25 protein-coding genes and 1 tRNA gene are annotated in these 25,000 nt (G+C 64.5%); 16 read left to right on the forward strand and 10 right to left on the reverse strand.

The features are described 5' to 3' along the window. Positions 1–25 precede the first annotated feature (25 nt). Positions 26–592: a peroxiredoxin gene (locus ABT23_RS12710; RefSeq protein ID WP_296635937.1), complete on the forward strand. Its 567-nt coding sequence runs from the start codon at positions 26–28 to the stop codon at positions 590–592. Positions 593–691: 99 nt separating this feature from the next. After that, a complete protein-coding gene (locus tag ABT23_RS12715; RefSeq protein WP_296635941.1) occupies positions 692–1,165 on the forward strand; it encodes a hypothetical protein in 474 nt (157 codons plus the stop codon). Between the two features lie 200 nt (positions 1,166–1,365). Here ABT23_RS12715 and ABT23_RS12720 read toward each other — a convergent pair whose 3' ends face one another. The 5 genes from ABT23_RS12720 to ABT23_RS12740 are packed head-to-tail and all read right to left on the reverse strand — an operon-like array spanning position 1,366 to position 6,424. After that, positions 1,366–2,475 (reverse strand): ABC transporter permease, encoded by a 1,110-nt coding sequence (locus tag ABT23_RS12720; RefSeq protein WP_296635943.1) that lies wholly within the window; start codon positions 2,473–2,475, stop codon positions 1,366–1,368. A 13-nt stretch (positions 2,476–2,488) separates the two neighbouring features. Next, the gene (locus ABT23_RS12725) at positions 2,489–3,637 is read right to left on the reverse strand and encodes an ABC transporter permease (protein ID WP_296635945.1); all 1,149 of its coding nucleotides are present in this window, start codon (positions 3,635–3,637) and stop codon (positions 2,489–2,491) included. After that, a complete protein-coding gene (locus ABT23_RS12730; RefSeq protein WP_296635948.1) occupies positions 3,634–4,821 on the reverse strand; it encodes an ATP-binding cassette domain-containing protein in 1,188 nt (395 codons plus the stop codon). The genes ABT23_RS12725 and ABT23_RS12730 overlap by 4 nt, the downstream gene beginning before the upstream one ends. 11 nt (positions 4,822–4,832) lie before the next feature. Then, positions 4,833–5,384 (reverse strand): ABC transporter ATP-binding protein, encoded by a 552-nt coding sequence (locus ABT23_RS12735; RefSeq protein WP_296635949.1) that lies wholly within the window; start codon positions 5,382–5,384, stop codon positions 4,833–4,835. 11 nt (positions 5,385–5,395) lie between these two features. Continuing rightward, positions 5,396–6,424: an HlyD family efflux transporter periplasmic adaptor subunit gene (locus ABT23_RS12740; protein WP_296635951.1), complete on the reverse strand. Its 1,029-nt coding sequence runs from the start codon at positions 6,422–6,424 to the stop codon at positions 5,396–5,398. 46 nt (positions 6,425–6,470) lie between these two features. Between ABT23_RS12740 and ABT23_RS12745 the strand changes: the two genes are divergently transcribed. The 8 genes from ABT23_RS12745 (at position 6,471) to ABT23_RS12780 (ending at position 13,990) form a co-directional block, all read left to right on the forward strand. Further along, complete coding sequence (locus ABT23_RS12745; protein WP_296635953.1) at positions 6,471–7,583, forward strand: MoxR family ATPase; 1,113 nt, start codon at positions 6,471–6,473, stop codon at positions 7,581–7,583. Then, on the forward strand, positions 7,580–8,482 hold the full coding sequence (locus tag ABT23_RS12750; RefSeq protein WP_296635955.1) for a DUF58 domain-containing protein: 903 nt from the start codon (positions 7,580–7,582) through the stop codon (positions 8,480–8,482). Before ABT23_RS12745 ends, ABT23_RS12750 begins: the two co-directional genes overlap by 4 nt. Further along, positions 8,470–8,931, forward strand: a complete 462-nt coding sequence (locus ABT23_RS12755) for a DUF4381 domain-containing protein (protein ID WP_296635957.1) — start codon at positions 8,470–8,472, stop codon at positions 8,929–8,931. Before ABT23_RS12750 ends, ABT23_RS12755 begins: the two co-directional genes overlap by 13 nt. Then, complete coding sequence (locus ABT23_RS12760; RefSeq protein WP_296635959.1) at positions 8,928–9,899, forward strand: VWA domain-containing protein; 972 nt, start codon at positions 8,928–8,930, stop codon at positions 9,897–9,899. The genes ABT23_RS12755 and ABT23_RS12760 overlap by 4 nt, the downstream gene beginning before the upstream one ends. Further along, entirely contained in the window at positions 9,890–10,855 is a 966-nt protein-coding gene (locus ABT23_RS12765) for a VWA domain-containing protein (protein WP_296635962.1), read from the forward strand. Before ABT23_RS12760 ends, ABT23_RS12765 begins: the two co-directional genes overlap by 10 nt. After that, complete coding sequence (locus tag ABT23_RS12770) at positions 10,855–11,769, forward strand: tetratricopeptide repeat protein (protein WP_296636060.1); 915 nt, start codon at positions 10,855–10,857, stop codon at positions 11,767–11,769. Before ABT23_RS12765 ends, ABT23_RS12770 begins: the two co-directional genes overlap by 1 nt. Beyond that, positions 11,766–13,535, forward strand: coding sequence for a BatD family protein (locus tag ABT23_RS12775; protein WP_296635964.1), 1,770 nt, complete (start codon positions 11,766–11,768; stop codon positions 13,533–13,535). Before ABT23_RS12770 ends, ABT23_RS12775 begins: the two co-directional genes overlap by 4 nt. Before the next feature lie 158 nt (positions 13,536–13,693). Beyond that, positions 13,694–13,990, forward strand: coding sequence for an HU family DNA-binding protein (locus tag ABT23_RS12780; protein WP_018509203.1), 297 nt, complete (start codon positions 13,694–13,696; stop codon positions 13,988–13,990). 285 nt (positions 13,991–14,275) lie between these two features. On the opposite strand, the gene ABT23_RS12785 is transcribed toward ABT23_RS12780, so the two are convergent. Together ABT23_RS12785 and ABT23_RS12790 are read right to left on the reverse strand one after the other, a co-directional pair. Continuing rightward, positions 14,276–14,351, reverse strand: a tRNA-Phe gene (locus ABT23_RS12785). Positions 14,352–14,825: 474 nt separating this feature from the next. After that, positions 14,826–15,986 carry an SLC13 family permease gene (locus ABT23_RS12790; protein ID WP_296635967.1) on the reverse strand — a complete coding sequence of 387 codons (1,161 nt, stop codon included), beginning with the start codon at positions 15,984–15,986 and terminating at the stop codon, positions 14,826–14,828. Positions 15,987–16,416: 430 nt separating this feature from the next. On the opposite strand from ABT23_RS12790, the gene ABT23_RS12795 reads away from it, so the two are divergent. The 6 genes from ABT23_RS12795 to ABT23_RS12820 all read left to right on the forward strand — a co-directional run bounded on the left by ABT23_RS12795 (position 16,417) and on the right by ABT23_RS12820 (position 21,263). Then, positions 16,417–17,043, forward strand: coding sequence for a DUF2238 domain-containing protein (locus ABT23_RS12795; protein WP_296635970.1), 627 nt, complete (start codon positions 16,417–16,419; stop codon positions 17,041–17,043). After that, complete coding sequence (locus tag ABT23_RS12800; protein WP_296635973.1) at positions 17,043–17,528, forward strand: pyridoxamine 5'-phosphate oxidase family protein; 486 nt, start codon at positions 17,043–17,045, stop codon at positions 17,526–17,528. The genes ABT23_RS12795 and ABT23_RS12800 overlap by 1 nt, the downstream gene beginning before the upstream one ends. 99 nt (positions 17,529–17,627) lie before the next feature. Further along, positions 17,628–18,374 carry a BON domain-containing protein gene (locus ABT23_RS12805; RefSeq protein WP_296635976.1) on the forward strand — a complete coding sequence of 249 codons (747 nt, stop codon included), beginning with the start codon at positions 17,628–17,630 and terminating at the stop codon, positions 18,372–18,374. Between the two features lie 269 nt (positions 18,375–18,643). Then, on the forward strand, positions 18,644–18,988 hold the full coding sequence (locus ABT23_RS12810; RefSeq protein ID WP_296635979.1) for a hypothetical protein: 345 nt from the start codon (positions 18,644–18,646) through the stop codon (positions 18,986–18,988). Positions 18,989–19,161: 173 nt separating this feature from the next. Beyond that, positions 19,162–19,428 carry a DUF4212 domain-containing protein gene (locus ABT23_RS12815; RefSeq protein ID WP_296635982.1) on the forward strand — a complete coding sequence of 89 codons (267 nt, stop codon included), beginning with the start codon at positions 19,162–19,164 and terminating at the stop codon, positions 19,426–19,428. Between the two features lie 23 nt (positions 19,429–19,451). Beyond that, positions 19,452–21,263: a sodium:solute symporter family protein gene (locus tag ABT23_RS12820; protein WP_296635985.1), complete on the forward strand. Its 1,812-nt coding sequence runs from the start codon at positions 19,452–19,454 to the stop codon at positions 21,261–21,263. A gap of 63 nt (positions 21,264–21,326) precedes the next feature. Here ABT23_RS12820 and ABT23_RS12825 read toward each other — a convergent pair whose 3' ends face one another. From ABT23_RS12825 to ABT23_RS12835, 3 genes are all read right to left on the reverse strand, one after another. Continuing rightward, complete coding sequence (locus ABT23_RS12825; RefSeq protein WP_296635986.1) at positions 21,327–22,034, reverse strand: 3'-5' exonuclease; 708 nt, start codon at positions 22,032–22,034, stop codon at positions 21,327–21,329. Beyond that, positions 22,031–23,920 (reverse strand): DUF294 nucleotidyltransferase-like domain-containing protein, encoded by a 1,890-nt coding sequence (locus ABT23_RS12830; protein WP_296635988.1) that lies wholly within the window; start codon positions 23,918–23,920, stop codon positions 22,031–22,033. The genes ABT23_RS12825 and ABT23_RS12830 overlap by 4 nt, the downstream gene beginning before the upstream one ends. A gap of 145 nt (positions 23,921–24,065) precedes the next feature. Further along, positions 24,066–24,905 (reverse strand): L-type lectin-domain containing protein, encoded by an 840-nt coding sequence (locus tag ABT23_RS12835; RefSeq protein ID WP_296635990.1) that lies wholly within the window; start codon positions 24,903–24,905, stop codon positions 24,066–24,068. Between the last annotated feature and the right edge of the window lie 95 nt (positions 24,906–25,000).

The following is a 25,000-nucleotide window of genomic DNA, read 5'->3' on the forward strand; positions in this document are numbered from 1 at the left end:
GTTAGGCTGAACACAAGGAAAACAAATGAACACCCGGAATCTGCTCGTCCTGCCTGATGATTTGCCAGTCCCCGAAGACGATGGTGCATGTGCCCATTTGGAAGGTGCGGATATGCCAGCCATCGCTCTAGCGAGCACTTTAGGCGCCAAGATTAATATCGGGCTAGAAAGTGGAATATCCGTTGTTTACTTCTACCCCATGACCGGGAGACCGGACGCCCCTCCGATGATTGGTTGGAACGAGATCCCTGGCGCAAGGGGATGCACGCCACAGTCTTGTTCATTTCGTGATCATCATGCCGACTTACTCAAATCAGGAGCTAAGGTATATGGTGTTAGCTCGCAATCCTCGGAAGACCAGAAAGAAGCTGTTCAGCGCCTCCATTTACCTTTTGAGTTATTGAGTGACAGCAATTTTGAGCTAGCAACCGCATTGAGGTTGCCAACGTTCACATATCACTCGTTACGCCTCATCAAAAGGCTCACCCTCATTATCAAAAACGGTTCAATAAGAAAAGTGTTCTATCCCGTCTTTCCGCCAAATGAAAATGCTGCCAATGTCATCGCTTGGCTTCAGAACAACGATGCCTAACACGGCATTCCACCCGACCCACTACAGCGGGCTTCACCCGCTTCCGTGGCCTGGTGAATTTGAACGTTAGACGGCAATCTAATAAACGCAGCCTGGCATATGGACATCGAAGAACAACAGGTAATCGAGATCGTCAACAGAACGGCCTACATCGAGAACTTGCTCAATCAAGTAATCGAAAATTATTGTAGTCCGCACAAAGATCGTTTCATGTTCTTCTGGGACGTGGTCTTGGATAGCTCCATCATGCCGATCGGTTCCAAAGTTAAAATCGCTATGGCGGTTGCCCAAAATGTGAGTTTCAGGCTAGATCAAGATGCCTTACACAAAGTCATGGCGCTGCGCAACGCGTTCGCACACCATCAAACGGGGTCTCACCCCGTCTTAGTCGTGGGAAAAACAACAGACGAAGATTCTGTTCATTTCCAGCTTCAGGTGATTAGCAACTCAGGACAAATCACTCGAAAGAAGAGACACGACGCATATGTCGAATTCGTCAAATCGTTCAGTTCCGCCGAGTTGTCACTTGTAGATCTTCTCGCTTGCATAAAAAATGAAACGCCGGCCGTCTAACCAATCGTTCAACACCGCGCCGCTTCGCGTCGCTCGGACTGGTCGCCTGCGGCGTCCAGCCGGTTAACTCAAACGTTGAACGTCGGCTTACGACTCGAGAGAAGTCGTAATCAGATAACGGACTAACTTCCGCTTAGGGTCGTTTGCGGTCGGCCCGTTTTCAACATTGCGGCCTCAAACAACAAGCAGAGGTGTACTTCTTAATACAGGCGGTGCCGGAACAGCCAACTGGCGAGAATCAGCGACACGCCACCGATCACGGCCATGGGCCAGAACTGGCCCATCAGCACGTCGAAGCCGGCGCCTTCCAGGAACACCTTGCGCAGGATCACCAGGAAGTAACGCAGCGGATCGATCAGCGTGATCGTCTGCACGAACGCCGGCATGTTGGCGATCGGCGTCGCGAAGCCGGACAGAATCACCGCCGGCACCATGAACAGGAAGGCGCCCAGGAGGCCTTGCTGCTGGGTCACCGCCAGCGAGGAAATCAGCAGGCCGGCCCCCACCCCCGAGAGCAGGAACAGCGCGAGCCCGGCGTAGAGCGCGGGCAGGCTCCCCAGTAGCGGCACCTTGAACCACAGCGTGGCGATCAGCAGGATCGCCGTGCCCTGCACCATGCCGACAATGAATCCCGGCAGCGCCTTGCCCAGCAGGATCTCGCCGGGTCGCAGCGGTGTGACCAGTAATTGGTCGAAGGTGCCTTGCTCCCGCTCGCGTGCCACGGTCAGCGCCGTCACCAGCATGGTGGTCACCAGGGTGAGCATGCCGATGATGCCGGGAATGAAGAACCAGCGGCTTTCCAGGTTGGGATTGAACCAGGCCCGTGTTTCCAGGCGGGCGGGCGGGGCTGGCAGGCCGTGCGCGGCGATCCATTCCCGGTTGAAGCCATCCACGATGGCGCGTACGTAATTCAGGGCGATCAGGGCGGTATTGGAGTTGCGGCCGTCGACGATGACCTGCACCGGCGCGCTGCCGCGCGATTGCAAATCGGCGCTGAAGCGCGGGCCGATGCGGAGCACCACCAGCACAGCCCGCTTGTCCACCAGCGGCGCGACCTCGCCTTCGGCATGGAGCGTGGCCACACGGTGGAAAGCGGGTGCGCCGTCGAATGCCGCCACCAGCTCGCGCGAAGCCGTGCCGCGATCCTCGTTGTAGAGGGCGTAGGAAATGTCCTTGAGGTCGAAGGTGGCGGCGTAGCCGAACACCAGCAGCTGGATCATCGGCGGCACGATGAGCACCATGCGGCTCCGGGGATCCTTGAGCAGGGCAAGGAATTCCTTGTGGATGAGCGCCAGCAGCCGGATCAGCATGTCGCGGGCCCTGTCATTCGAGTCGCTTTCGAGACTTGCGCCAGGTGATGCCGAGGAAGATCGCCGCCATGAGCAGCAGGGCGAACGCATTGGGTAATACGACCGACCACACGTCGCCCGCGAGGAACAGCGTCTGCACGATGGACACGAAATAGCGCGCGACGATGACGTGGGTGATGCCCTGGACCACGGTCGGCATGCTGTCGATGTCGAAGATGAAACCGGACAGCAGGAAGGCGGGCAGGAAGGTGCCGATGATGGCGACCTGCCCCGCCACGAACTGGTTGCGTGCCACCGCGGAAATGGCCAGGCCCATGCCGAGCGCCGCCAGCAGAAACAGCGAGGCGCACGCCCACAAGAGCCAGAACGCGCCGCGCATCGGCACCTCGAACAGCCCCACCGCGAGGCCGACGGTCAGCAGCATGCCGCCGGTGCCCAGCACGAAGTAGGCGATGATCTTGCCCAGCAGGATTTCGGTCATGCTGGCCGGCGTCACCAGCAGCGCTTCCAGCGTGCCGCGTTCCCATTCGCGCGCCATGACGAGGGCGGTGAGCAGAGTGCCGATCAGGGTCATGATGATGGCCACCAGACCCGGCACCAGATAGTTGCGGCTACGCAGTTCGCTGTTGAACCACACCCGCTGCTCCAGCTGCACCGGCGTGGCCAGCGCCTGTCCCTGGCTCGCGGTACGGCGCGCCAGCCAGTTGCCCCAGGCGCCCTCGATATAGCCCTGGGTGAGCCGCGCGGTGTTGGCGTCGACGCCGTTGACGATGACCTGAATGGGGGCGCCGTCGGACCGTCGTAGCTGCTCGGCGAAGTTGGCGCGCAGATGCACGATGGCGTTCACCCGGCCTTCGCGTAGCGCCTGCTCCGCCGCGGCAAGCGTGCGGGCATGCAACGGCGCGAAATAATGGCTGCTCTCCAGGCTGGCGAAAAAGTCCGCCGTATCCGCCGAAGGGGTTTCCGCCACCAGGGCCACCGGGACGTGGTCGGCGTCGAGCGACACGCCGTAGCCGAACAGCACCAGCAGGAAAATCGGCATGACGAAGGCGATGGCGATGCTGCTCGGGTCGCGCACGATCTGCAGGAACTCCTTGCGCACCAGGCCTTTCAGGCGCATCAGGCCGCCGCCGCGCAAGGACGGCTTCTGCGCGGCGCTCATGCCGCTTCCTTCGCCGCGTCAGCGGCTTCCACCAGCCGGATGAAGGCGTCTTCCATGCTGGGCTCGGGCTGCTCGGGCGTGCGAGCGCCGGCCTTGATGGCGGCCGGTTCGTCCATCGCGAGGATGCGGCCGGCGGCCATGATGGCGAGGCGGTCGCAGTATTCCGCCTCCTCCATGAAATGGGTGGTCACCAGCACCGTCACGCCGGCGCGGGCCAGCGCGTTGATGCGCAGCCAGAATTCGCGCCGGGCCAGCGGATCGACGCCCGAGGTCGGCTCGTCGAGGAACAGGATCTCGGGCTGGTGCATCAGCGCGCAGGCCATCGCCAGGCGCTGCTTGTAGCCGAGCGAGAGGTCGGCGGAAAGCCGTTCGGCGTAGGGCGACAGCTCGAACTCCGTCAGCGCCCAGTCGCGTCGTGCCTCGCGCCTCGTGCCTGTCAGGCCGTAGGCGCTGGCGAAGAAATCGAGGTTCTGCGCCACGCTCAGGTTGCCGTAGAGGGAGAACTTCTGCGACATGTAGCCGATGCGGCCGCGTGCCGTGGAGGCGGCGTGGCGCAGGTCCAGTCCCGCCACGCGCAGGCTGCCGGCGCTGGCGGGCAGGAGGCCGCAGAGCATGCGGAAGGTGGTGGATTTGCCGGCGCCGTTGGCGCCCAGGAGGCCAAAAATCTCGCCGCGCCGCACGTCGAAGCTGATCCCGTCCACTGCCCAGAAGCTGCCGAAGCGGCGGCGCAGGCCGTCCACCTGGATGACCGGTGCATCGTCCGCGCCGGTACGTTGCGGCAACGCGTCGACGCGGGGTACGCCATGCGGGGCGGCCGTCGGGTCGTTGCGGGTATGCAGCAGATCGATGAAGCCATCCTCGAAACGTGGCGGCACGGCGTCGATGTGGGCGTCCTGCAGGCCGGGCAACCCGGTCAGCTGCGCCGGATCGTCAGCCGTCTGCGTTACCAGACGCACGTGATCGCCCTGGACCAGGGCATCCACCACGCCGGCCTGGCCCGTCAACGTGGCTTGCAGGTCGCGTGGACGTTTTCCGGCGACGCGGACGGCCCAGGTCCGGCCCGTCATGCGCGCGCTGATCGTCGCCGGCGGGCCCTGATCGAGGATCTTCCCCCGGTCGAGCAGGATCACGGCCTGGCAGCGTTCCGCCTCGTCCAGATAGGCGGTGGACAGCAGCACGCTCATCCCTTCGTTCTTTACCAGGCGGTCGACGCGCGGCGCGATACCGGATCGACGCCCACGGTGGGCTCGTCGAGCAGCAGCAGGCGCGGTGCCCGCACCAGGGTGCAGGCGAGGCCGAGTTTTTGTTTCATGCCGCCGGACAGCCGGCCGGCCAGCCGGCGGGTAAAGGGGCCGAGGCCGGTCATGTGCATCAGTTCGGCGTAGCGTTCGGCGCGTGCCGTATGGGGCACACCCTGCAGGTCGGCGTAGAGGTCGAGGTTTTCCTGCACGCTGAGATCCTCGTAGAGGCCGAAGCGCTGCGGCATGTAGCCGAGTGCAGCCTGCACCGCGAGGGACTCGCGGGTGGAATCCAGGCCGAGCGCGCGGATGCTGCCGGCGTCGGGCACCAGCAGCCCGGCCGCCAGACGCATCAGGGTGGTCTTGCCTGCCCCGTCCGGCCCGATCAGCCCGGTCACCACGCCGGGGCGGATGGCGAAGCTCACGCCATCCAGCGCCTGCGTGCGCTGGTGGCCGGAAGCGAAGGACCGGGCCAGGTCAACCGCTTCCAGGATCGGCGCAGCGTCCATGACGGCGTTGCCTATTTGCTGTCCGTGCAAGGGGCCGCGCCCTGCGCCGGCGGTGCCTGGTCGAGCGGAATGGTCACCGTGGCAGGCATGCCCAGGCGCAGCTCGCCTTGTCCTTCGCAGACGAACACGCGGGCCTGGTAGACCAGGCTGGAACGGATTTCCGCGGTTTCCACTGATTTGGGGGTGAACTCGGCGGCCGGCGAGACATAGCCGACCCAAGCGCGGTAGCGCTTGTCGGGATGGCTGTCGGTCTGCACCCAGGCGCGCGCGCCGACCGGCACGCGGCCCAGTTGCGGTTCGGTCAGCCAGGTGCGCACCCAGACCGGATCGGTCAGCGCCAGGGTGAACACCGGTTTCTGCGGCGAGGCCATGTCGCCCGGCTCCAGGATGCGGTTCTGGATCACGCCGTCCGAGGGTGCGTGCAGTTCGCCTTCGTCAAGGTCGCGCTGGAGCACGGCCACGGTCGCCTCGTTGGCGGCGAGGGTCGCCTTCGCTGCCGCGATGTCCTCCTTGCGCGGACCGAGTTCGGCCAGGCGCAGCGTTTCCTCGGCCGCCTTCAACTGGTCGCGCGCCTTGTCGAGCGCGAAACGGGCGCTGTCCACCTGCTGCTGCGAGATGAATTTACGGGCCACCAGATCCGCCTGGCGCTGGTAATAGGCTTCTGCGTCTGCCACCGTCACCCGGGCCGCGTCGCGCTGCGCGCGGGCCTGGCGGATCTCCTCCGGGCGGGAACCCGCCAGATAGCGCGCCACCACCTGGCGCTGGACGGCTACTTGCGCCTCGGCCTGCTGGCGCGAGAGGCGCAGCCGCTCGGTGTCCAGGCTGGCCAGCAATTGCCCGGCTTTCACACGCGTCCCTTCCTGCGCCAGGATCTGCGCGATACGGCCGCTGGCGTTGAAAGCCAGTTCGACCTGGCGGATGTCCACGTTGCCGTGCAGGGTCAGTTCGTTCTGCGGTGGAGTCCCTTCGTTGCAGAACCAGCCGACGCCGACAAGCACGGCGGCGACCGCGGCGATGATCAGGATGATTTTGATTTTCATGGTACGTCCTTCGAGCGGGTCGACCGGTCTGCCTGGTTCGCCAAGCATGATAGGGCAGATCGCGTCGACCTGTCTGTGCGTGGCCGGGCAGGTGTTCGGGAACTTCGTGGCCATGCCGCGCTTCTCTATCAGGCAACTCAACAACACGCCTGATCGGAAGGATGCCGTGGACGCCGCAACTGCCTCAGTCACTCCCCCCGCGCTCGCTGCCCTCAACGGCCTGCGCACCTATCTCAACGACCAGATCCTCGGCCAGGAAAGCCTGGTCGAACGCCTGCTGGTGGCCCTGCTGGCGGATGGTCACCTGCTGGTCGAAGGTCCGCCCGGGCTGGCCAAGACCCGCGCCATCAAGGCGTTGGCGCACGGCCTGGAAGGCGATTTTCAGCGCCTGCAGTTCACACCTGACATGTTGCCGGCCGACCTCACCGGCTCCGACATCTACCGGCCCGAGGAAGGCGGTTTCCATTTCCAGCGCGGCCCGCTGTTCCACAACCTGATCCTCGCGGACGAGATCAACCGCGCGCCCGCGAAGGTGCAGTCCGCGCTGCTCGAAGCCATGGCCGAACGGCAGATCAGCGTCGGCGCCGCCACCTATCCCCTGCCGCGCCTGTTCCTGGTGATGGCCACGCAGAACCCGATCGAGCACGAAGGCACCTATCCGCTGCCCGAGGCGCAACTCGACCGCTTCATGCTACACACCCGGGTCGACTACCCGGACCGCGCCACCACCCTGCGCATCATGGAGCTGGCGCGGCGCGAGGCCCGGGAGGCGCGCGAGCTGCCGCCGCCGCCCAGCCGCCTGAGCCAGGAAACGATCCTCGCTGCGCGCCGCGAAGTGCTCGATCTGGCGCTGGCCGATTCGGTGGCGGAGTACATCGCCGCCCTGGTCGAGGCCACGCGCAGCCCGGAAAAATACAGTGCCGGCCTCGCCGAATGGTTGCGCTGGGGCGCCAGTCCGCGCGCGGCGATCGCCATCGAGCGCGGCGCCCGCGCACTGGCCTGGCTGGATGGACGCGACTACGTCAGCCCCGACGACGTCCAGGCCATCGCCCCGGACGCGTTGCGCCACCGGCTGCTGCTCGATTACACCGCGCAGGCACGCGGCGTCACCGCCCAGCAATGCGTCGCCGAATTGTTGCAGCAGGTGCCCGCCCCGTGAGCCTGCCCGATCTGGCGGAACTGGTCGCGCTACGCGGTCCCGCTCGCGGTCTCAGCCTGCATGCGCACCGTCCCGCACTGGCGTTGCTGCAGGGTTCGCACCGTAGCGCGCAGCGTGGCCGCGGCCTGGAATTCGAGGAGGTACGGCCCTATGCGCCCGGCGACGATGCCCGCACCATCGACTGGCGCGTCACCGCCCGGCGCGGCCGGCCACACACCAAACTGTTCCGCGAGGAACGCGAGCGGCCGGTCTGGCTGCTCGCGGACCTGCATCCCGGCCTCTATTTCGGCAGCCGCCGCCAGCTCAAGTCCGCCCTGCTGCTGAGTGCGGCGGCCCTGCTGGCCTGGGTCGCGGTGCTGGGCGGCGACCGCCTCGGTGCCCTGATCGCCGGTGGTGCGGACCTGCCGCGCATCTTCCCGCCGCGAGGCCGCGAGGCCGGCGTGCTGCCCGTGCTCGAAGCGCTGGTCGAGGCGCAGCCGCAGGCGCCCGGCGTGCCCGATGCCGGCAGCCTGAATGCCCTGCTGGCCGGGTTGCGGCCGTTGCTGCAGCCCGGCAGTCTGGTGCTGGTGCTGAGCGATTTCAGCGCGCTGGACGCGCGCACCGAATCCGCCCTGGCCGCGCTGAGCACGCACAGCGACTGCCGGCTGCTGGCGCTGACCGATCCACTGGAGCGCAACGGCCTGCCCGCCGGCCTGTATCGCGCCGGCCTGCCCGGCCGGCTCTGGTGGCTCGATGGCGCGCGCAGCCGGGACGCCTGGCAGGAAAAATGGGCGGCGCGGCAGCAGCGGCTGGATGCCCTGGCCCGCCGGCTTGCCTTGCCGCTGACCCACCTGGATACCGCGGATGCCGTGGCCGAGTCGCTGCCGCCGCTGCTCAGGGAAACGGCATGGGCGGCATGAATGCCGACTGGCTGTCCCAACTGGCGCCGGCCCATGCGCCGCCCCCGCCGGGCTGGTGGCCACTGGCGCCGGGCTGGTGGGGATTGGCACTGCTGCTCGGGCTGATCGCTGCCGGCCTGGTCTACAGGGTTCGCCGCCCGCCCGTCCGCCTGCGCCGTACGGCCCTGCGCGAACTCAAACGCCTGGAAGGGAGCACGAACGACGATGCCCGCCTGGCAGGCGAACTGGAACACTTGATGCGCCGTTATGCCGTGGCCGCCTACGGCCGCGAAACCGTCGCACATCTGAGCGGGGCGGCCTGGCTGGACTTCGTCGTCGCGCACGGCGGCAAGGATCTGGCGGGCGACGTGGGCCAGGCGCTGCTGCGCGCGGCTTACGGCAGCCCGGTCCCAGCCGATCGCACCCGCTGGCTGAAAGGGGTTCGCGGTTTCCTGGGGACGCGTCGATGATCCACGTCGCCTGGCCCTGGATGCTGTTGTGTCTGCCGTTGCCCTGGCTGCTGGCGCGCTGGCTGCCGCCCGCCCAGCCGCAGGGCGCGGCGTTGTTCCTGCCTTTCGCCGCCGCCGTGGCGGATGCTTCGCTGCCGGTTGGGCGCCCGGTGTCGCGGCCGCGCAAGCTGCTGTTCGCCCTGGTCTGGCTGCTGCTGGTTCTCGCCGCCATCCGGCCGCAGTGGCTGGGCGATCCCGAAGCGGTCGCCGCCACCGGGCGGCGCCTGCTGCTGGCGGTCGACGTGTCGGGGTCCATGGCCAATCAGGACATGGCGGGCGGCGCAACTCGCCTGCAGGTGGTGCAGAAAGTGGCCGGCGATTTCATCCGCCGCCGTCACGGCGACCAGGTCGGCCTCATCCTGTTCGGTACCCGGCCCTATCTGCAGGCGCCGCTCACCCCCGATCTCAACACGGTGGACCAATTTCTCGACGAGGCCATGATCGGCGTGGCCGGCACGCAGACCGCCATCGGCGACGCCATCGGCCTTGCCATCAAGCGGCTGAAAGCGGACCCGGCCAGGGCGGGCCACAAGGGCGATACCGTACTGATCCTGCTGACCGACGGCAGCAGCAACGCCGGCGCCATGCCGCCGCTCGAAGCGGCCAGAATGGCCGCACAAGCCGGGCTGCGCATCTACACCATCGGCGTCGGCGCCGCCGCGCAGGATGGCTTCTTCGGTATCAGCGGCAACAGTGACCTCGACGAGGACACGCTGAAAAGCATCGCCAAGACAACCGGCGGCGAATACTTCCGCGCCACCGATGCCGCCGCCCTCGAACAGGTCTACGCTCGCATCGACCGACTGGAGCCGAGCGCTGCGCGCCAGCAGTGGTATCGCCCGCGCGACGAATGGTTCGCGTGGCCATTGGGGCTGGCGCTGTTGCTGAGCCTGCCGGCCGTGCTGTGGAGCGGACGCGCATGGCGCTGATGCAGCAGTTTCACTTCCTGCGGCCGTTCTGGCTGCTGGCCTTGCCCGTGCTCTGGGGGCTCAGCGTCTGGCTCGCCCGGCGTCGCGGCCGCGATGGCGACTGGGCTCGGCTCATCGACCCCGACCTGCTGCCGGCGCTACGTCTGGCCGGCGACGGCAAGCCCGGACGCTCGCCGTGGCTGTGGCTGGCGCTGGCCTGGACGCTGGCGGCGCTGGCCCTGGCCGGGCCCAGCTGGCAACGCGCGCCTTCTCCCGCCTATCGTGGCAATGCAGCCTGGGTGCTGGTGCTCGACCTGTCGCCGTCGATGGCCGCGGCCGACCTGGCGCCGAACCGGGTCACCCGTGCCCGCTATGCGCTCGACGACCTGCTGGATGCAGCACACGATGCCCGCGTCGGCCTGGTGGTGTTCAGCGACGAGGCCTATACCGTCACGCCCTTGACCGACGATGTCGCCACCGTACGTGCCCTGCTGCCGCCTCTCGCCCCGGGCATCATGCCGACGCGCGGCGACGATCTGGCGCCAGCGCTCGAACAGGCCGGCAAACTGCTGGCGCATGGCGGGAGCCAGTCGGGCCAGGTCGTGGTGGTGACCGACGGTTTCGCCGACCCGGCCGCTGCCTTCGACGCTGCCGGGAAACTGCGGTCGCGCGGCATCGCCGTCAACGTCGTGGGGGTCGGCGCCCGGGGGGGCGGCTTCGTCCGTACGGGCCAGTCGAATGCCAGGCCGCTCGACGTCGATCGGCTGCGGCAATTGGCCGCCTCGGGGGGCGGGCACTATGTCGACGCGGCCGGCCTGACCGCTTTGGTCGGCGACCTCCAGGCCCGCGCCAGTCGTGCCGGCATGACGCGGGCCGCGCAGGACATCCGCGTGGCGCATTGGCTGGACGGCGGGGTCTGGCTGTTGCCGTTCCTGCTGTTGTTTGCCGGCCTGCTGGCACGACGGGGGTGGCTGTGATGCGCGGCCTGTGGTTGACCGGGTTGCTGCTGTGGGCGGCCGCGGCGCAAGCGAGTCCGACCTGGGACAACCTGTGGCGTACGCCCGACCAGCGCGCCCAGCAACTGTTGCACCAAGGCAAGCCGGCCGAAGCGTCCCGGCTGTTCCGGGACCCGCGCCGCAAGGCCTATGCTGAATTGCAGGCCGGCAATTTTCCACAAGCGGCGCAGGATTTCAGTGCGTTCAATGACACGGACGGCCAGTACAACCGGGGCAATGCGCTGGCGCGTGCCGGTCGCCTGCAGGAGGCGATCCAGGCCTACGATGCGGCGCTGGCGCGCGACCCGAACAATCGCGATGCCCGGCACAATCGCGAACTGGTGGCCAAGGCCCTGCAGAAGCAGCCGCCCAAGCCGCCACCCACCTCGGGCCAGGGCCAGCAGGGAAACACGAGCCAGAACAGTCCGAAACAGGGCGACCAGGGCCAGCAGAAACAGAACTCCGGCTCGCAGAACGGCGAGACGTCGAAGCCGTCATCAAACAATACGGCGCAAGCGGGCAAGCCGGGGCAGAGCCCGGCCGACGGCAGCCAGACCCGGCCGGCCGGACAAGGTCAGCCGCAGCAAGGACAGTCCCAGCCTCGCCAGCTGCAAGCCGGCCCAGCCAGCCCGCCGCCCGATCGCCGCAACGCGGATGCGAACGGTTCACAACAGGAACAGGCAGCGAATGCCGCCGCCCAGGCCCGTAGCGATGCCGAAGCCGGACTGGCCAAGCCGCAAACGGCTCAAGCGCCACAGGCAGTGACCAACCCGCCCAGCGAGCGCCAGCTCGCCGAGGAACAATGGCTGCGCCGCATTCCGGACGACCCGGGTGGCCTGCTGCGGCGCAAATTCATGATCGAACATCTCATCCGACAGCAAGGGACGCAACCATGAATACCCCATGCCGCCTCTTCGTTTTTGCCGCACTCTGCGGTGTCAGCCTGACCGCATCCGCGGCAGTGAGTGCCTGGCTCGACCCGACCCAGGTCGGATCGGGTGAAGCCGTTCAGCTCGTCCTCAAGCACGACGGCGAGACCGGCAAGCAGCCCGACCTCGGCCCGCTCAAGCAGGACTTCGACGTGCTCGGCCGCAGTACGGGCTCCAGTATCCAGATCGTCAACGGCAAGATGTCGGCGCAGACCGAAATCAGCCTGACGCTGATGCCGAAGCATGGCGGCACGCTGCAGGTGCCGCCGCTGAAGTGGGATGGCGAGACGTCGCCCGCCCTCACCTTGACCGTAGGTGGAAACGCGGCCGCCGCCCAGCCCGGCAACGCCCCGGCGCCCGCCAGCGGCTCGGCGCACGTCTTCCTTACTGCGACGCTCGACCAGAAGCAGCCCTATGTCCAGGCCGCCGACACCCTGACGGTACGCCTCTATACCGACCAGCCGCTCTTTCAGGCCAGCCTCGAGCTGCAACCGAGCAACGACGTACTGGTGCAGCAGCTGGGGCAGGACAGCCAGACCAGCACCACGCGCGACGGCCGCAGCTATCGGGTGATCGAGCGCAAATATCTGCTGTTCCCGCAGCGCAGCGGCAAGATCCACCTTGATGGCCCGGTGCTGAACGCCGAGGTGCAGGACGACCGCGGCGGCAACGATCCGTTCGGTACGAACACCTTTTTCGGTAACGTATTCGGTCGCAACCCGTTCGCGGGCATGATGAATGCCACCCGGCCGTTGCGGGTCCGGGCCGACCCGCTGGTTCTCGACGTGCGCCCGCGTCCCGCGAGCGGCACCGGCCACGACTGGCTGCCCGCGCAGAAAGTGACGCTGGCTGAGACCTGGCAGCCCGACAACGGGCCGCTCCATGTCGGCGACCCCATCACGCGCCACGTGCATCTCAGCGCGCTCGGTCTCACCGCTTCGCAGCTGCCCGACCTGAGCGTGCTGATGCCGCTGCCGGATGGCCTGCGAGCCTATCCCGACCAGGCCAAGCTGGATACCGGCGTGCAGGGCGACGGCGTCGTCGGCACCCGCGACCAGGACATTGCACTGGTCGCCAGCCGTTCGGGTCGTTATCAGATCCCTGCGCTGCATCTGTACTGGTGGGATACCACCCGCAACCAGCAGCGCGAAGTCGAGCTGCCGGCGCGTACCTTGTTTGTCCTGCCCGGTTTCGGCGGCGTTGCTGCCACGACCGCGTCCGCAGGCCCGACAGCCGGCACGCCGCTGCTGCCGGCCAATCCGTCCAAGTCGGTCGCCGAACAGATCCGGGCGCCGGCAAACGTCCACGGGTACTGGCTCAGTCTGGTTCTTGGCGTGCTCTGGCTCGGGACGTTGGCAGCCTGGGGGATCAGCCGCCGGCGCCGTCCGCTGGCGAGCCCGGATGCAAGCAGCCCGACACCGACGGTTGCCGTCGCAGATGCGCGCAAGGCCTTCCGGCAAGCCTGCCACGACGACGATCCGCACGCGGCGCGACGGGCGCTGCTCGACTGGGCGCGTGCCACTTGGCCGCTCGATCCGCCGCTGGGTCTCCAGGCCTTGTCGGACCGACTTGGCGACGCCGCATCGAAAAACTTGCTGAAGCAACTCGACCGGGTCTGTTATGCCGGCGGGACGTGGACGGGAAAGCCGTTGGCGGAAACGCTCACGCGCCTTGACGGAAACACAAAAGGAAGAATTGCGACCACGCCGGAATTGGCCGGACTCTACCCCTAGCATTGCTTGCGAATACCGCCTATTGTCCGTTCTTCAGGAATGGTGTGGTTTGAACCTGACCCTTTGTGTGGCTGATGAAGGGGAAGTTGTGTGCAGATAAGCCAAGGAAGCCTGAATGCTTGTAGTATTTAGTTCTCTCAACCAACGAAGGGATATTTATGAACAAATCCGAATTGATCGAAGTCGCCGCAACCGAGGCAGACATCAGCAAGGCCGCCGCTGGCAGAGCACTCGACGCAATCCTTGATGCAGTCGTCAAGGCCGTGGCGAAAGGGGACACCGTGACCCTCGTCGGCTTCGGCACCTTCAAGTCGTCCAAGCGTGCTGCGCGTACTGGCCGCAACCCGCAAACCGGCGCCGAGATCAAGATCGCCGCGTCGACGGTGCCGCGTTTCACCGCAGGCGCCGGCTTCAAGACCGCCGTCGCAGGCAAGAAAGCCGCGAAAAAGAAGTGATGTAACACAAGCGGGGAGGGTGCCGCCCATCGTGGTGCCATCCCTGCTATCAATACGGGCCGGCGTCTCTCGCCTTCCCGCCCGTGTCATGTGCCCGTCCTTGCCATGACGTCAGCAAGAGCAAGTCTTTACCGTACTCAGTGCGTTCCGGGTCACGCCAAGTCGATTGGCCCCGTACCGATTCTCAGCAAATGTACATCCCGGGTGATGCCTGATGTGTCTGAGAGAGGGCAATGGGATGACTGGAAATGAAAACGGCCCGCGAAAAGCGCGAGCCGTTGGAAGTGGTGGCCAGTCTCGGAATCGAACCAAGGACACGCGGATTTTCAATCCGCTGCTCTACCAACTGAGCTAACTGGCCAGTCCGCGGTCATGCGACCACGTTGAGATCAAATGCATGGTGCACAGCCCGACGCATTTGTTTTGCGATGCCAATGCAAACGCCGAAACAGGGAGCAGCCGTTCACATGCGGGGCGCAGTATAAGCGACCCACCCGGTTTTGTGAAGCTGCGGCCGTCGCAGCCTGAAGGCCGATCCCGCTGATACGCTGTCGATTCTTGAAGAATTTGGCAATCTCTTTGCTTGTGATGGAACAGGCGTCGTGACCATGTCCCAGTCAGACCATCGCCTCCCGGCGCTGGCACCGGAGCAAGACGGTACTTGGCGAGCTCGCTCCTAAATGGTCCAGCAGGCCCACCTCCTTCTCCGCTTGCCTGCGCGAAAGGCCGTGAGGCCGGTGATGCAAACGTTGGATGGGAGGGAGAAAGGGAATTCGCCCCGTCATGGCAGTGAGCTTCACATCCGTCCACTCGGCCATTGCAGACATTCCGGGCCTCAGCCGCCCACGTGCAGGATCACCTCGGGAACCCAGCCCAACACGAAATACAGCACCCAGAAACCCAGCACATAGGCCATCGCCACGTGCCAGCCTTCGCGGATCCAGCGCCCGGTGTTCTTGGCTTCCTCGAATTCGTTGGTGATGGCGACGCCGGCCGAGGAGCCGAACCAGATCATCGAGCCGCCGAAGCCGACGGCGAAGGCGAGCATGCCCCAGTCGTAGCCGCCCTGATCGAGCGCGAGTTTGGTGAGCGGGATGTTGTCGAACACGGCCGAGACGAAGCCAAGACCGAAGGTGGTGTGCACCGAGGCTGCAGGCAGTTTGTCAACCGGCATCAGGCTGGCGGCGGTGACGAGGAAGATCAGAAACAGGCTGCCCTTGAGTGCGTGGAACGCTTCGCGCCAGGGCGCCGGGCGGATCAGGGCGCCGAGCACGATGGCCGCCCACACGCCGACCGCGGGAAGTCCGAGGATCACGTTGGCCGCGATGGCGCCGCCGATGATGAGCCCGACCACGCCCAGCCGCACCCAGTCGACTTGATGGTCGCGCGGCCAGTCCTTGCGGATGGGCTGATAGGCATGCTGCTTGTGGGCGGCGACGAAGGCCGAGAAGGTGACGGCGACGATCGAGGCGATGAAGGCGTCGGCGACGTGCAGCGCCGGCACGCCGGCGATCCACATCATGGTGGTGGTGGTGTCGCCCACCACCGAGCCTGCACCGCCTGCGTTGGAGGCGGCGACGATGGCGGCGAGGTAGCCCACCATGACCTTGCCCTGGAAGACGCGCCGTGCGATGACGCCGCCGATCATGGCGGCGGCGATGTTGTCGAGAAAGCTGGAGATCACCGCCACCAGCACCAGCAGCAGGAAGCCGCCGCGCCAGTCGTCGGGCAACCAGTGCGGCAGCAGGTCGGGGACGTGCGATTCCTCGAACACCTTGGCGAGGATGGCGAAGCCGAGCAGCAGGCCCAGCAGGTTGAGCAGCAGCGGTGCTTCGTGTCCGAGGTGGGGCAGCAGCGGGTAGCCCAGCTCCGAGACCTTGTAGAGCGCGATGACCACGAGTCCCGTCAGGGCGATCTCGAAGTTGCGCTGGTGCATGAGGGCCACGCCCAGCAGGGTCAGGGCGAAGAAGAAGAACTCGACGGGAAAAGGCAGCATGGCGGGATGGTCGTTTATTGGAAAGGCGGGGCACCAAGACTCCGCGCTGCGATTCTATGCGCTGTAGGGTGCGCGCATCCAATCCGTGCGCAGTTTGATCGCCTGCTCGCGAAACACGGCGAGCCTGCATCGAGGCTGCCGGCCAGCGTGGCGGGACGGGGCGGGGAGAAGAGAATGGGTGTTCCCTGCAGGTTCGATCGGGATCGTCATGAATCCCGCGACGATGGATCCTGTTACCGGTCTACTTTTCCATACCGTAATATTGGAAGCTAGGCATTCTCAAGACCGGCACGAATCATCAGGATAGATAGCCATGGCTGCCGTCCCTGATATTCATCAATGAAGTGAGACCGAACATTTCCATCAAGCGCTTCGGCAGGAGTTCCCTTTGCTACGCCCCTCTCTATTTCTGATCGGTTCCGCAGCACTCGTGCTGTTGCTGGTGCTCTCCGGTATCCACCCCTTCGATCGCACGACCTGGGTGCTCGAAATCTTTCCCGTCCTGATCGCGCTGCCCGTGCTCTGGGCGACTCATCGTCGCTTCCCCTTGACCTCTCTCCTTTACAGCCTGATTTTCGTGCATGCCCTGCTCCTCATGGTCGGCGGCAAGTATTCCTATGCCCGGGTGCCCCTCGGATTCGAGATCGAAGGCTTGTTGCATCTGGGCCGAAATCCCTACGACAAGATCGGCCATTTCTTCCAGGGTTTCGTGCCGGCCCTGATTGCGCGCGAGATATTGATTCGCGGCGAATTTGTCCGTGGCAGGAAAATGCTGGCCTTCCTGTCCGTATGCGTTGTGCTCGCCATCAGTGCGAGCTACGAACTCATCGAATGGGCATCGGCCGTCGCGCTCGGACAGGGGGCCGACGAGTTCCTCGGGACGCAGGGAGACTCTTGGGATACCCAGTCCGACATGCTGTTTGCGCTTATCGGAGGTATTATGGCGATGCTGCTTCTCTCGCGCATTCACGACAGGCAGATCCGTCGTTTGCGCATCGTGACGCCGCCAGCCGGACCGGCAGTCCACCGCAGCCGCGCAGCTGATTCTGAACCCTGATGATCTCCGCCCACGCCCAAATACTCTGTGACCTGCTACGCACGCAGGAGGTCGCCGCCCTCGGCACGCTGCACCAAGGCCGTCCCTATGTGTCCATGGTGCCCTTCGCCATGCTGCCTGGCGGAACGGATTTCATCATCCATGTCAGCCAGCTCGCGGCCCATACCAAGGACATGCTGACGAGTCCGCCGGTGAGTCTGCTGGTGATCGCACCGCCGGTGCCCGGGGTGATGGCGCAGGAACAGGCGCGCATTACAGTGCAGGGCGAAGCGGTACAACGGGTTGCCGGCACGTCTGGGCATGCTGCCGCGAAGGCGGCTTATCTGGCGCGCTTCCCGCAGAGCGAACCGATGTTCGGTTTTTCCGACTTCTCGCTGTTCGTCATCGTGCCGGACACGATTCGTTTCGTCGGCGGGTTTGCGCAGGCAACGACGATTTCACGGGAAACGCTGGCCGAGGTCCTGGGCCAGGGCGCGCCGCGCTGAAAGCGCGTTTTCGCGTCGCGCCTGGCCCGCCATCGCATACAGTAGGGAGGGCATGCTGGGCAGTGTCGGTGTGCTATGTTGAACGAGGAGGTGTCCACCATGCAAAACGCTCATCCGAATTCTCATTCGACCGTCAAATCCGTACGCGCGGCACTGGAGCGCGAATCGCGCATCGATCTGCATCGCTGGCCCGTCAGCATCGAGTTGACCACCGACGATGCGCTGGTTCTGGAAGGCGAAGTCGGGAGCGTCGCCGCCAAGAAACGGGCGCTGGAGATAGCGGGATCCTGGCACAACGTGCGCGGCGTGGTCGACCGCCTGCATGTGGCGCCTTCCGAACGCAAGGGCGATGGTGCGATGCTGGATAGCCTGACTGCTTCGTTGCTCGGTGCGGCGGAATTGAAGAACTGCACGCTGCGTGCGGTGAAGAAAGGGGGGGCCCGGATGGTGCAGGAATCGGGTGGCGAGGATTCCAGCGGCGATATCCTGGTTTCGGTGAAAGCGGGGATCGTGACCCTCGACGGCTGGGTGCTCAGCCTGTCGCACAAGCGCATGGCAGGCGTGCTGGCGTGGTGGACGCCTGGCTGTCGCGACGTCGTCGACTGCCTGGAGGTGCTTCCGCCGGAACAGGACAATGACGACGAAGTCAGCGACGCGTTGTCGCTGGTGCTGGAACTGGATCCCCTGATTCCCCACCCGGAACAGATCCATGTCCAGACGCGCAATTACGTCGTCACGCTGGAAGGCCTGGTCAATACGGAGACAGAGAAAGCCCGGGCCGAGCAGGATGCCTGGTGTCTGTTCGCCGTGGACAAGGTGGTCAACCGGCTCGCCGTCGGGGGATAACAAAGGCAAGCATGGTGACGTGCCCCCGGCCCGGTCAGGCGCGCGACGACCCGGATTTTCAGGGGATGTTCATCGGCCGCATCAATACGTCGGGCAGTACGGTCCAGGCGGGTCAGTCGATCATCACAATGCATACATGGAAGCTGCGCTCGACCTCATGACGGCCGATTTGGAATGTGACGCTACCGCTTGCCTGGCAGAGTAGTTGCAAGTGGCCCAAGGATGAGTGAGCATGCGGTTTCTGGCTCATACGCAAAACTGGATAACGCATGGATGACTGGTTTGTCTGGCTTGCCCGCTTGATGTTCGTCGGCATTTTTCCCTTGGGTATCGGCATGCTTTTCCGCGCCTGGTCCATCGCGGTGCGCGGGGATTATCGCTACGTGGCGGATTGGCGCGGCCGGTCGATTCAAGAGGGGAAACGCTGGGCTCCTGTCGTCCTGGGCATCAATGGATTGTGCGGGGCGGGGCTGCTTGCGGTGGGGGTACTGGTCTTGCTGATCGGTCTGCCGTTTGCAATCTGGTCGGGACTGACGGCATTCATTATCTGGAGCTATTATTTTTCCCTGCAGGTTGTTGTGCAGCGCGCCAGGAGTCAGCGCGCGATCGCCTGACCTGCCTGAAAGCGCATCGGGGCTTTCCGGGGAATGGTTTGAATTGACTATCGCCGACCAGCCGGATGGGCTATACCGTTGCAAAGGTGTAGTAGAGTGCGCGAAATAACATATAAACCCAAGCAAGTACCAACTTATTCATAAATCACAGCCACCAGGGAGGAGAACTGTCGATGTCCAAGCCACAAGACTTTGATGCAAAAGCGTACTGGAGTGCAACGCTCCGGCTACTTGTCGTAACACTCGTTATCTGGTTCGTTGTTTCGTTCGGTGCCGGCATCCTGTTCCGCGATGCGCTCGACGGCATTCATCTCGGCGGTTATCCCCTGGGCTTCTGGTTTGCCCAGCAGGGTTCCATCTTTGTCTTCGTCGGTCTGATCTTCTGGTATGCGCGCCGCATGGACAAGATCGACCGCGAGCATGACGTTCACGAAGAATAAGCACAACACCGAGGAGACACACAATGGATCTGAAAACCCTGACTTTCGTCGTGGTGGGCCTGTCGTTCGCCCTCTACATCGGCATCGCCATCTGGGCGCGCGCTGGCACCACCAAGGAGTTCTACATCGCCGGTGGCGGCGTTCACCCGATCATCAACGGCATGGCGACCGGCGCTGACTGGATGTCCGCCGCCTCCTTCATCTCCATGGCCGGCCTGATCGCCTTCCTTGGCTATGGCGGCTCGGTCTATCTGATGGGCTGGACCGGCGGCTACGTGCTGCTGGCCGTATTGCTTGCCCCGTACCTGCGCAAGTTCGGCAAGTTCACCGTGCCCGAGTTCATCGGCGACCGGTATTACTCGCAGACGGCGCGCATCGTCGCGGTGATCTGCCTGATCTTCATCTCCTTCACCTATGTCGCGGGCCAGATGCGCGGCGTCGGCATCGTGTTCTCGCGCTTCCTCGAAGTGGACATCACGACCGGCCTGATCATCGGCATGGGCCTGGTGTTCTTCTACGCGGTGCTCGGCGGCATGAAGGGCATCACCTACACCCAGGTGGCGCAGTACTGCGTGCTGATCTTCGCCTACACCATCCCGGCGGTGTTCATCTCGCTGCAGATCTCTGGCAACGTGTTCCCGCAGCTCGGACTGGGCGGGCACATGGGCGACATGTACTTCCTCGACAAGCTGAACAAGACCGTGACCGATCTGGGTTTTGCCGCCTATACCACCGGCAACAAGACCATGATCGACGTGTTCTGCATCACGCTGGCGCTGATGGCCGGTACCGCAGGCCTGCCCCACGTGATCGTGCGTTTCTTCACCGTGCCCAAAGTGCATGACGCCCGTCTGTCCGCCGGCTGGGCGCTGGTCTTCATCGCCATCCTCTATACCACCGCTCCCGCGGTCGGTGCCATGGCCCGCTACAACCTGCATGCCACGGTGAACACTGCGGTCGCCACCGGCGGCGACGTGTTCGCCCCCGATGCCGCGATCCAGGGCGAATCGCGCCCCGGCTGGATGAAGCGCTGGGAGAAAACCGGCCTGATCGCCTGGGAAGACAAGAATGGCGACGGCCGCATCCAGTACTACAACGACAAGAGCAAGGACGAGGCTTTCCTGGCCAAGGCCGCTGCCGCGGGCTGGAAGGGCAACGAACTCGGTTCCGAGGCCAAGGGGAAATTCACCGGCAAGGTCGACAATGACATCATGGTGTTGGCCAACCCCGAGATCGCCGGTCTGCCCGACTGGGTGATCGCCCTGATCGCCGCCGGGGGTATCGCTGCAGCGCTGTCCACCGCCGCCGGTCTGCTGCTGGTGATCTCCTCCGCCATCTCGCATGACCTCATGAAGGGCGTGTTCGCCAAGGACATTTCCGAGAAGGGTGAACTGATGGCGGGCCGTGTCGCTGCCGCCGTCGCGGTGCTCGTAGCCGGCTACCTCGGCTACAACCCACCGGGCTTCGTCGCGCAGGTGGTGGCGTTCGCCTTCGGACTGGCCTGTGCCTCGCTGTTCCCGACCATCGTCATGGGCATCTTCAGCAAGTCGATGAACCGCGGTGGCGCCATCGCCGGCATGCTGACCGGCCTGGTGTTCACCCTGGCCTACATCATCTACTTCAAGCGCGATGTGCTGCTGGGCATGCCCAAGGTGCCTGATTCCGACTGGCTGTTCGGCATTTCGCCGGAGGGCATCGGCGTCATCGGCATGATCCTCAACTTCACGGTGTCCTACGTGGTGATGAAGCTGACGCCCAAGTGTCCGGATCACATCCAGCACCTGGTCGAAGGCATCCGCTACCCGCGGGGTGCCGGTACGGCTCAGGCTCACTGAACCCATAACGGGTGAAACGGCAAGGCCCCCGCTGCGGCGGGGGCCTTTGTTTTTGCATGGTCGTCAGACCGACAGGGTTTGCCGCCTGTGTTCCTGTTCCAGCCGCTTCAAGCCCCCAAAACTGGCCATCCCGCGCGGCGCCAGGCCAGGGCGCAACGCCAGCAGCAGTTCGGCCGTGGACAGGGCATCGGCCAGGGCATTGTGACGGGCGTAATTGCCGATCCCGAACCGGCCCATCCAGTCATCCAGCGTGCGATAGCGCCGGGCAAGCTGTGGGTGCAGCGCGGGCGCCACATATGCCAGGTCGGCCCAGGCATGCCGGAAATCGAGCCCAAGGAAGGTGCGCATGGCCCGGCCGATCATCGACTCGTCGAACGCGACGTGAAAGGCAATGAGCGGATCCTTGTCCAGGTATTCGAGAAAGGCGAGCAGGGCATCGGCAGCCGGCATGCCCTCCCGCTGGGCGGTGCCACCGATCCCATGGATCAGGATGTTGTCCTTTTCGCTGACCTGCGCCTGTTGCAATACGATTTCGAAACTGTCGTCCAGCCGGATGCGTCCGTTCGCCACCGCGACCGCGCCAATCGCGATCAGGCGATCGCGGCTGATATTGAGCCCGCTGCTTTCCACGTCTACCACCACGTAGCGGCTTTCATTGAAAGGCGTGTTTTGACGCGGCGGCGGCAGCGCCTGCCAGGCAGCCAGGCGCTGCATTTGTGGCGAGGTCAGGTCCGGCTTTCTGCCGACGAGCCGATCCAGCAGCCAGCTCATACCTGGTAGTCCAGGCCCAGCTTGGTCTGCAGCTTGCGCGCCTGGCGAAAGGCTTCCTTGAGAATGCGCTGGTCGAGGTTGTTGAGCGTGTCGGGATCCACCCGGTTGGTAAGCGTTGTGCCCTGCTCGCTTTGCACGTGATGCAGGCGCAGGCGCAGCAATTGAATGAACAGGAAGGCCTGGCAGTAGGCGTCGACGTCGCGCGTGCTGATATTCAAGGGAAGGGCGATCTCGCGCAGGCGCTGCAGCGTGTTGGTGTGCGTGCCGCCAGTCGCCAGGCTGAAAATGCGCGCGGCATCGACGAAAGGGGTGATGCCGTTCATCTTGAGATCGATGGTGTGATCGTCACCCGTTACGAAATCGCGCACCATGCCGAGGGGCGGTCGGTTGCGCAAGGCATTGACGGCAAGCTGGTGGAGGAAGCGCGAGTTCTTCGGTGCGGCTGCCTGCAGCCATTCACGCAGCGCCGTCCCCAGGTGGGTCGCACCGTAGAGCGGACGGAAGTCGAAGAAGATGGTCGAGTGCAGCAGATCCATCGGGGCGCCGTGGTAGATCCATTTGTCGAACGTGGTCTGCCATTCATCGAGCGACAGGCACCATTTCGGGTTCGACGCCATGACGTCGCCGCCGCACAGCGGAAACCCGCACTCCGCGAGGGCGAGATTGATGCGTTTGGCAAAGGGCAGCAGCACGGCACGCAACGCGGCGGGGTCCTGGTTGTCCTTGAGCGCGAAGATGATGCCGTTGTCCTGGTCCGTGTTCAGCGTCTGCTCGAAGCGACCTTCGGAGCCTAGCGCCAGCCAGCAGAATTCGATGCCTCGAGCCGGGCTCTCCTGCAACTCCAGTTCGATGATGCGTGTAGTCAGCAGGTCATTGAGCGTCGTGATGATCTGGGTCAGCTGCTCGGCGGCCACGCCCTGGGCCAACATGTTGCGGGCAAGCTGCTGGATGTCGCGCGCGCATTGCTTGAGCAACGCAAGATCGGGTGCATGGCGGATGGCCGTGCTGATCCGGCTCAGCCCGACGCGCTGCAGGCTGAACAAGTCCTTTTCCGATATCACGCCGGTCAGACGGCCGCTGTCGGTTACCAGCACATGACGAATACCCTGTTTGGCCATGGCGAGGGCAGCCTCATGGGCGGCGGCATGGGGCGGCAGGGTGATGAGATTCGTGCTCATGATGCGGATGACGGGTTCGTCGAGATCCATTCCGGCCAGGGCTACGCGGCTCAGCACGTCGTGCAAGGTAAGGATCCCCTTGGGAACACGGGATTCCACGGCAACCATCGCGCCCACGCCGTGGTCCTCCATGCGCTGCAGCGCCTGCCGGATGGACGTGTCCGGGGCGCAGGTCACCGGCTCGCGCCGGATGACGGACGCGAGACTGCTGCTCATCGACTGCTGTTCCGAACTGGCTTTGGAATAGCCCGCCTGGATGAGATGCTTCGATTGCTCGAGCAGATTGGCGATGCGGCGGGTGCAGAAATCGTGGAAGGCTGCGCTCAGGCGGGTCAGCTGCAGGAAGTCGCCGGCCGGCAAGGCATAGCAAAAGACATCGCTGCTGGCACGGTAGACGCTGGTGACGGGGCGATCGGCGAGCAGTGCGCCCAGCGGGAAGCACTCGCCCTCGTGCAGTTCCAGCCAGGCACTGTCCTCTTGCGTTTGTGCGATGCCCTGCTCGCCCTGCACGATGCCTTGTTTGATGATGAGGAAAGGGACCGGGTCGGTCTGTCCGGGCGAGAGGATCACTTCACCCTTTGCAAAATAGCCCAGCGTCAGTTTCCGGGCCATCCACAGCAGGTGTTCACGGGCCATCTGGTCAAACGGCGCAAACTGGCCCAGGTGCTCAACGGTAGCCAGAATCAGTGAATTGGCAGCCTCCGACATCGTTTTCCCTCGGCGTGTCTTCTGGTTCGTGGCCCATTATCGTCAGGTGCCGGCGTATTCCGCAAGGCGAGTTATCGGGCAGGCAACGGCCGCCCATAAAAAAGCGGTGGGCAATTGCCACCGCTTCAAAGGCTGCTGAAACGATTTAATTTGCGCGTTTACGCATGAGGCGAGTAAGTACCAGCCCCGTACCCAGCAGCAGCAGCGATCCCGGTTCGGGTACGGAGTTTCCGCCCCCGCCAATCGGTGCGAAGCGGTCTTCCAGCGTCCAGCTGAGAACGTCGTGATTGGCGTATGCCGCACCGGTGCCAGACGTAAAGCCGACGAAAGCATTGGTGGTGCCCAGGTCACTCGCCAGATTGCGCGTCAGCGACAGAATGGCGCTGGTGGGGCGTACAGCGGAACGGCCCAGGCGGGCTTCCAGTAGATTGGTGCTGCCGTCGTAATCGATCCACGCGTTCCAGATGTCGCCATCGTTCATGTCGGCTTCGGTCACTTCGGCAAGGACGATCGAATCGACGCTGCCGTTGACATCGACGCCGATGTGGTTGCTGCTGTTGTTGTCGCCGGCGCCATTGTTCCATGTGTCGAATTCAATGCCGACGCTGTTGTTGATGCCGGCATAGCCAATGCCGCCGCCAGCCCCGCCGACGTTGTTGCCGACGGTCTGTACTACGAACACCAGGCCGTCGGCGCCGCATCCTTGACCATCGCAGGCGCCGCCGGGATTGGTGAAGCGAAACTGGAAGAAGGTGCTGAACGAGGCGTTGGAGGCAAGGGAAACCGTGCTGGTCGAGAAGGCGCTGCCCGATTCGCCATAATTCGCGGGCGTCAGCCGCAGTACGTTGCCCACCTGAGCGGCATTGCCATTGAGTGTGAGACCGGCCACGCTGGAAAAATCCGGGTAGCTGATCACTGCAGCACCGGCCTGCCCCGCCAGGGTGAGGATGCAGGCGGCAACAGCAAGCTGTTTGATCGTTTTCATTCATTTCTCCCTTGTTGGATGTTCCCCATCGCACTGCAAATACCGGGCCATCAGATGATTTGATCTTTGATTCATCTGGTTAATCAATGGCTTGT

This window comes from Thiobacillus sp. SCN 63-57 (genome assembly GCF_001725555.1).
Classification (GTDB): Bacteria; Pseudomonadota; Gammaproteobacteria; order Burkholderiales; family Thiobacillaceae; genus Thiobacillus.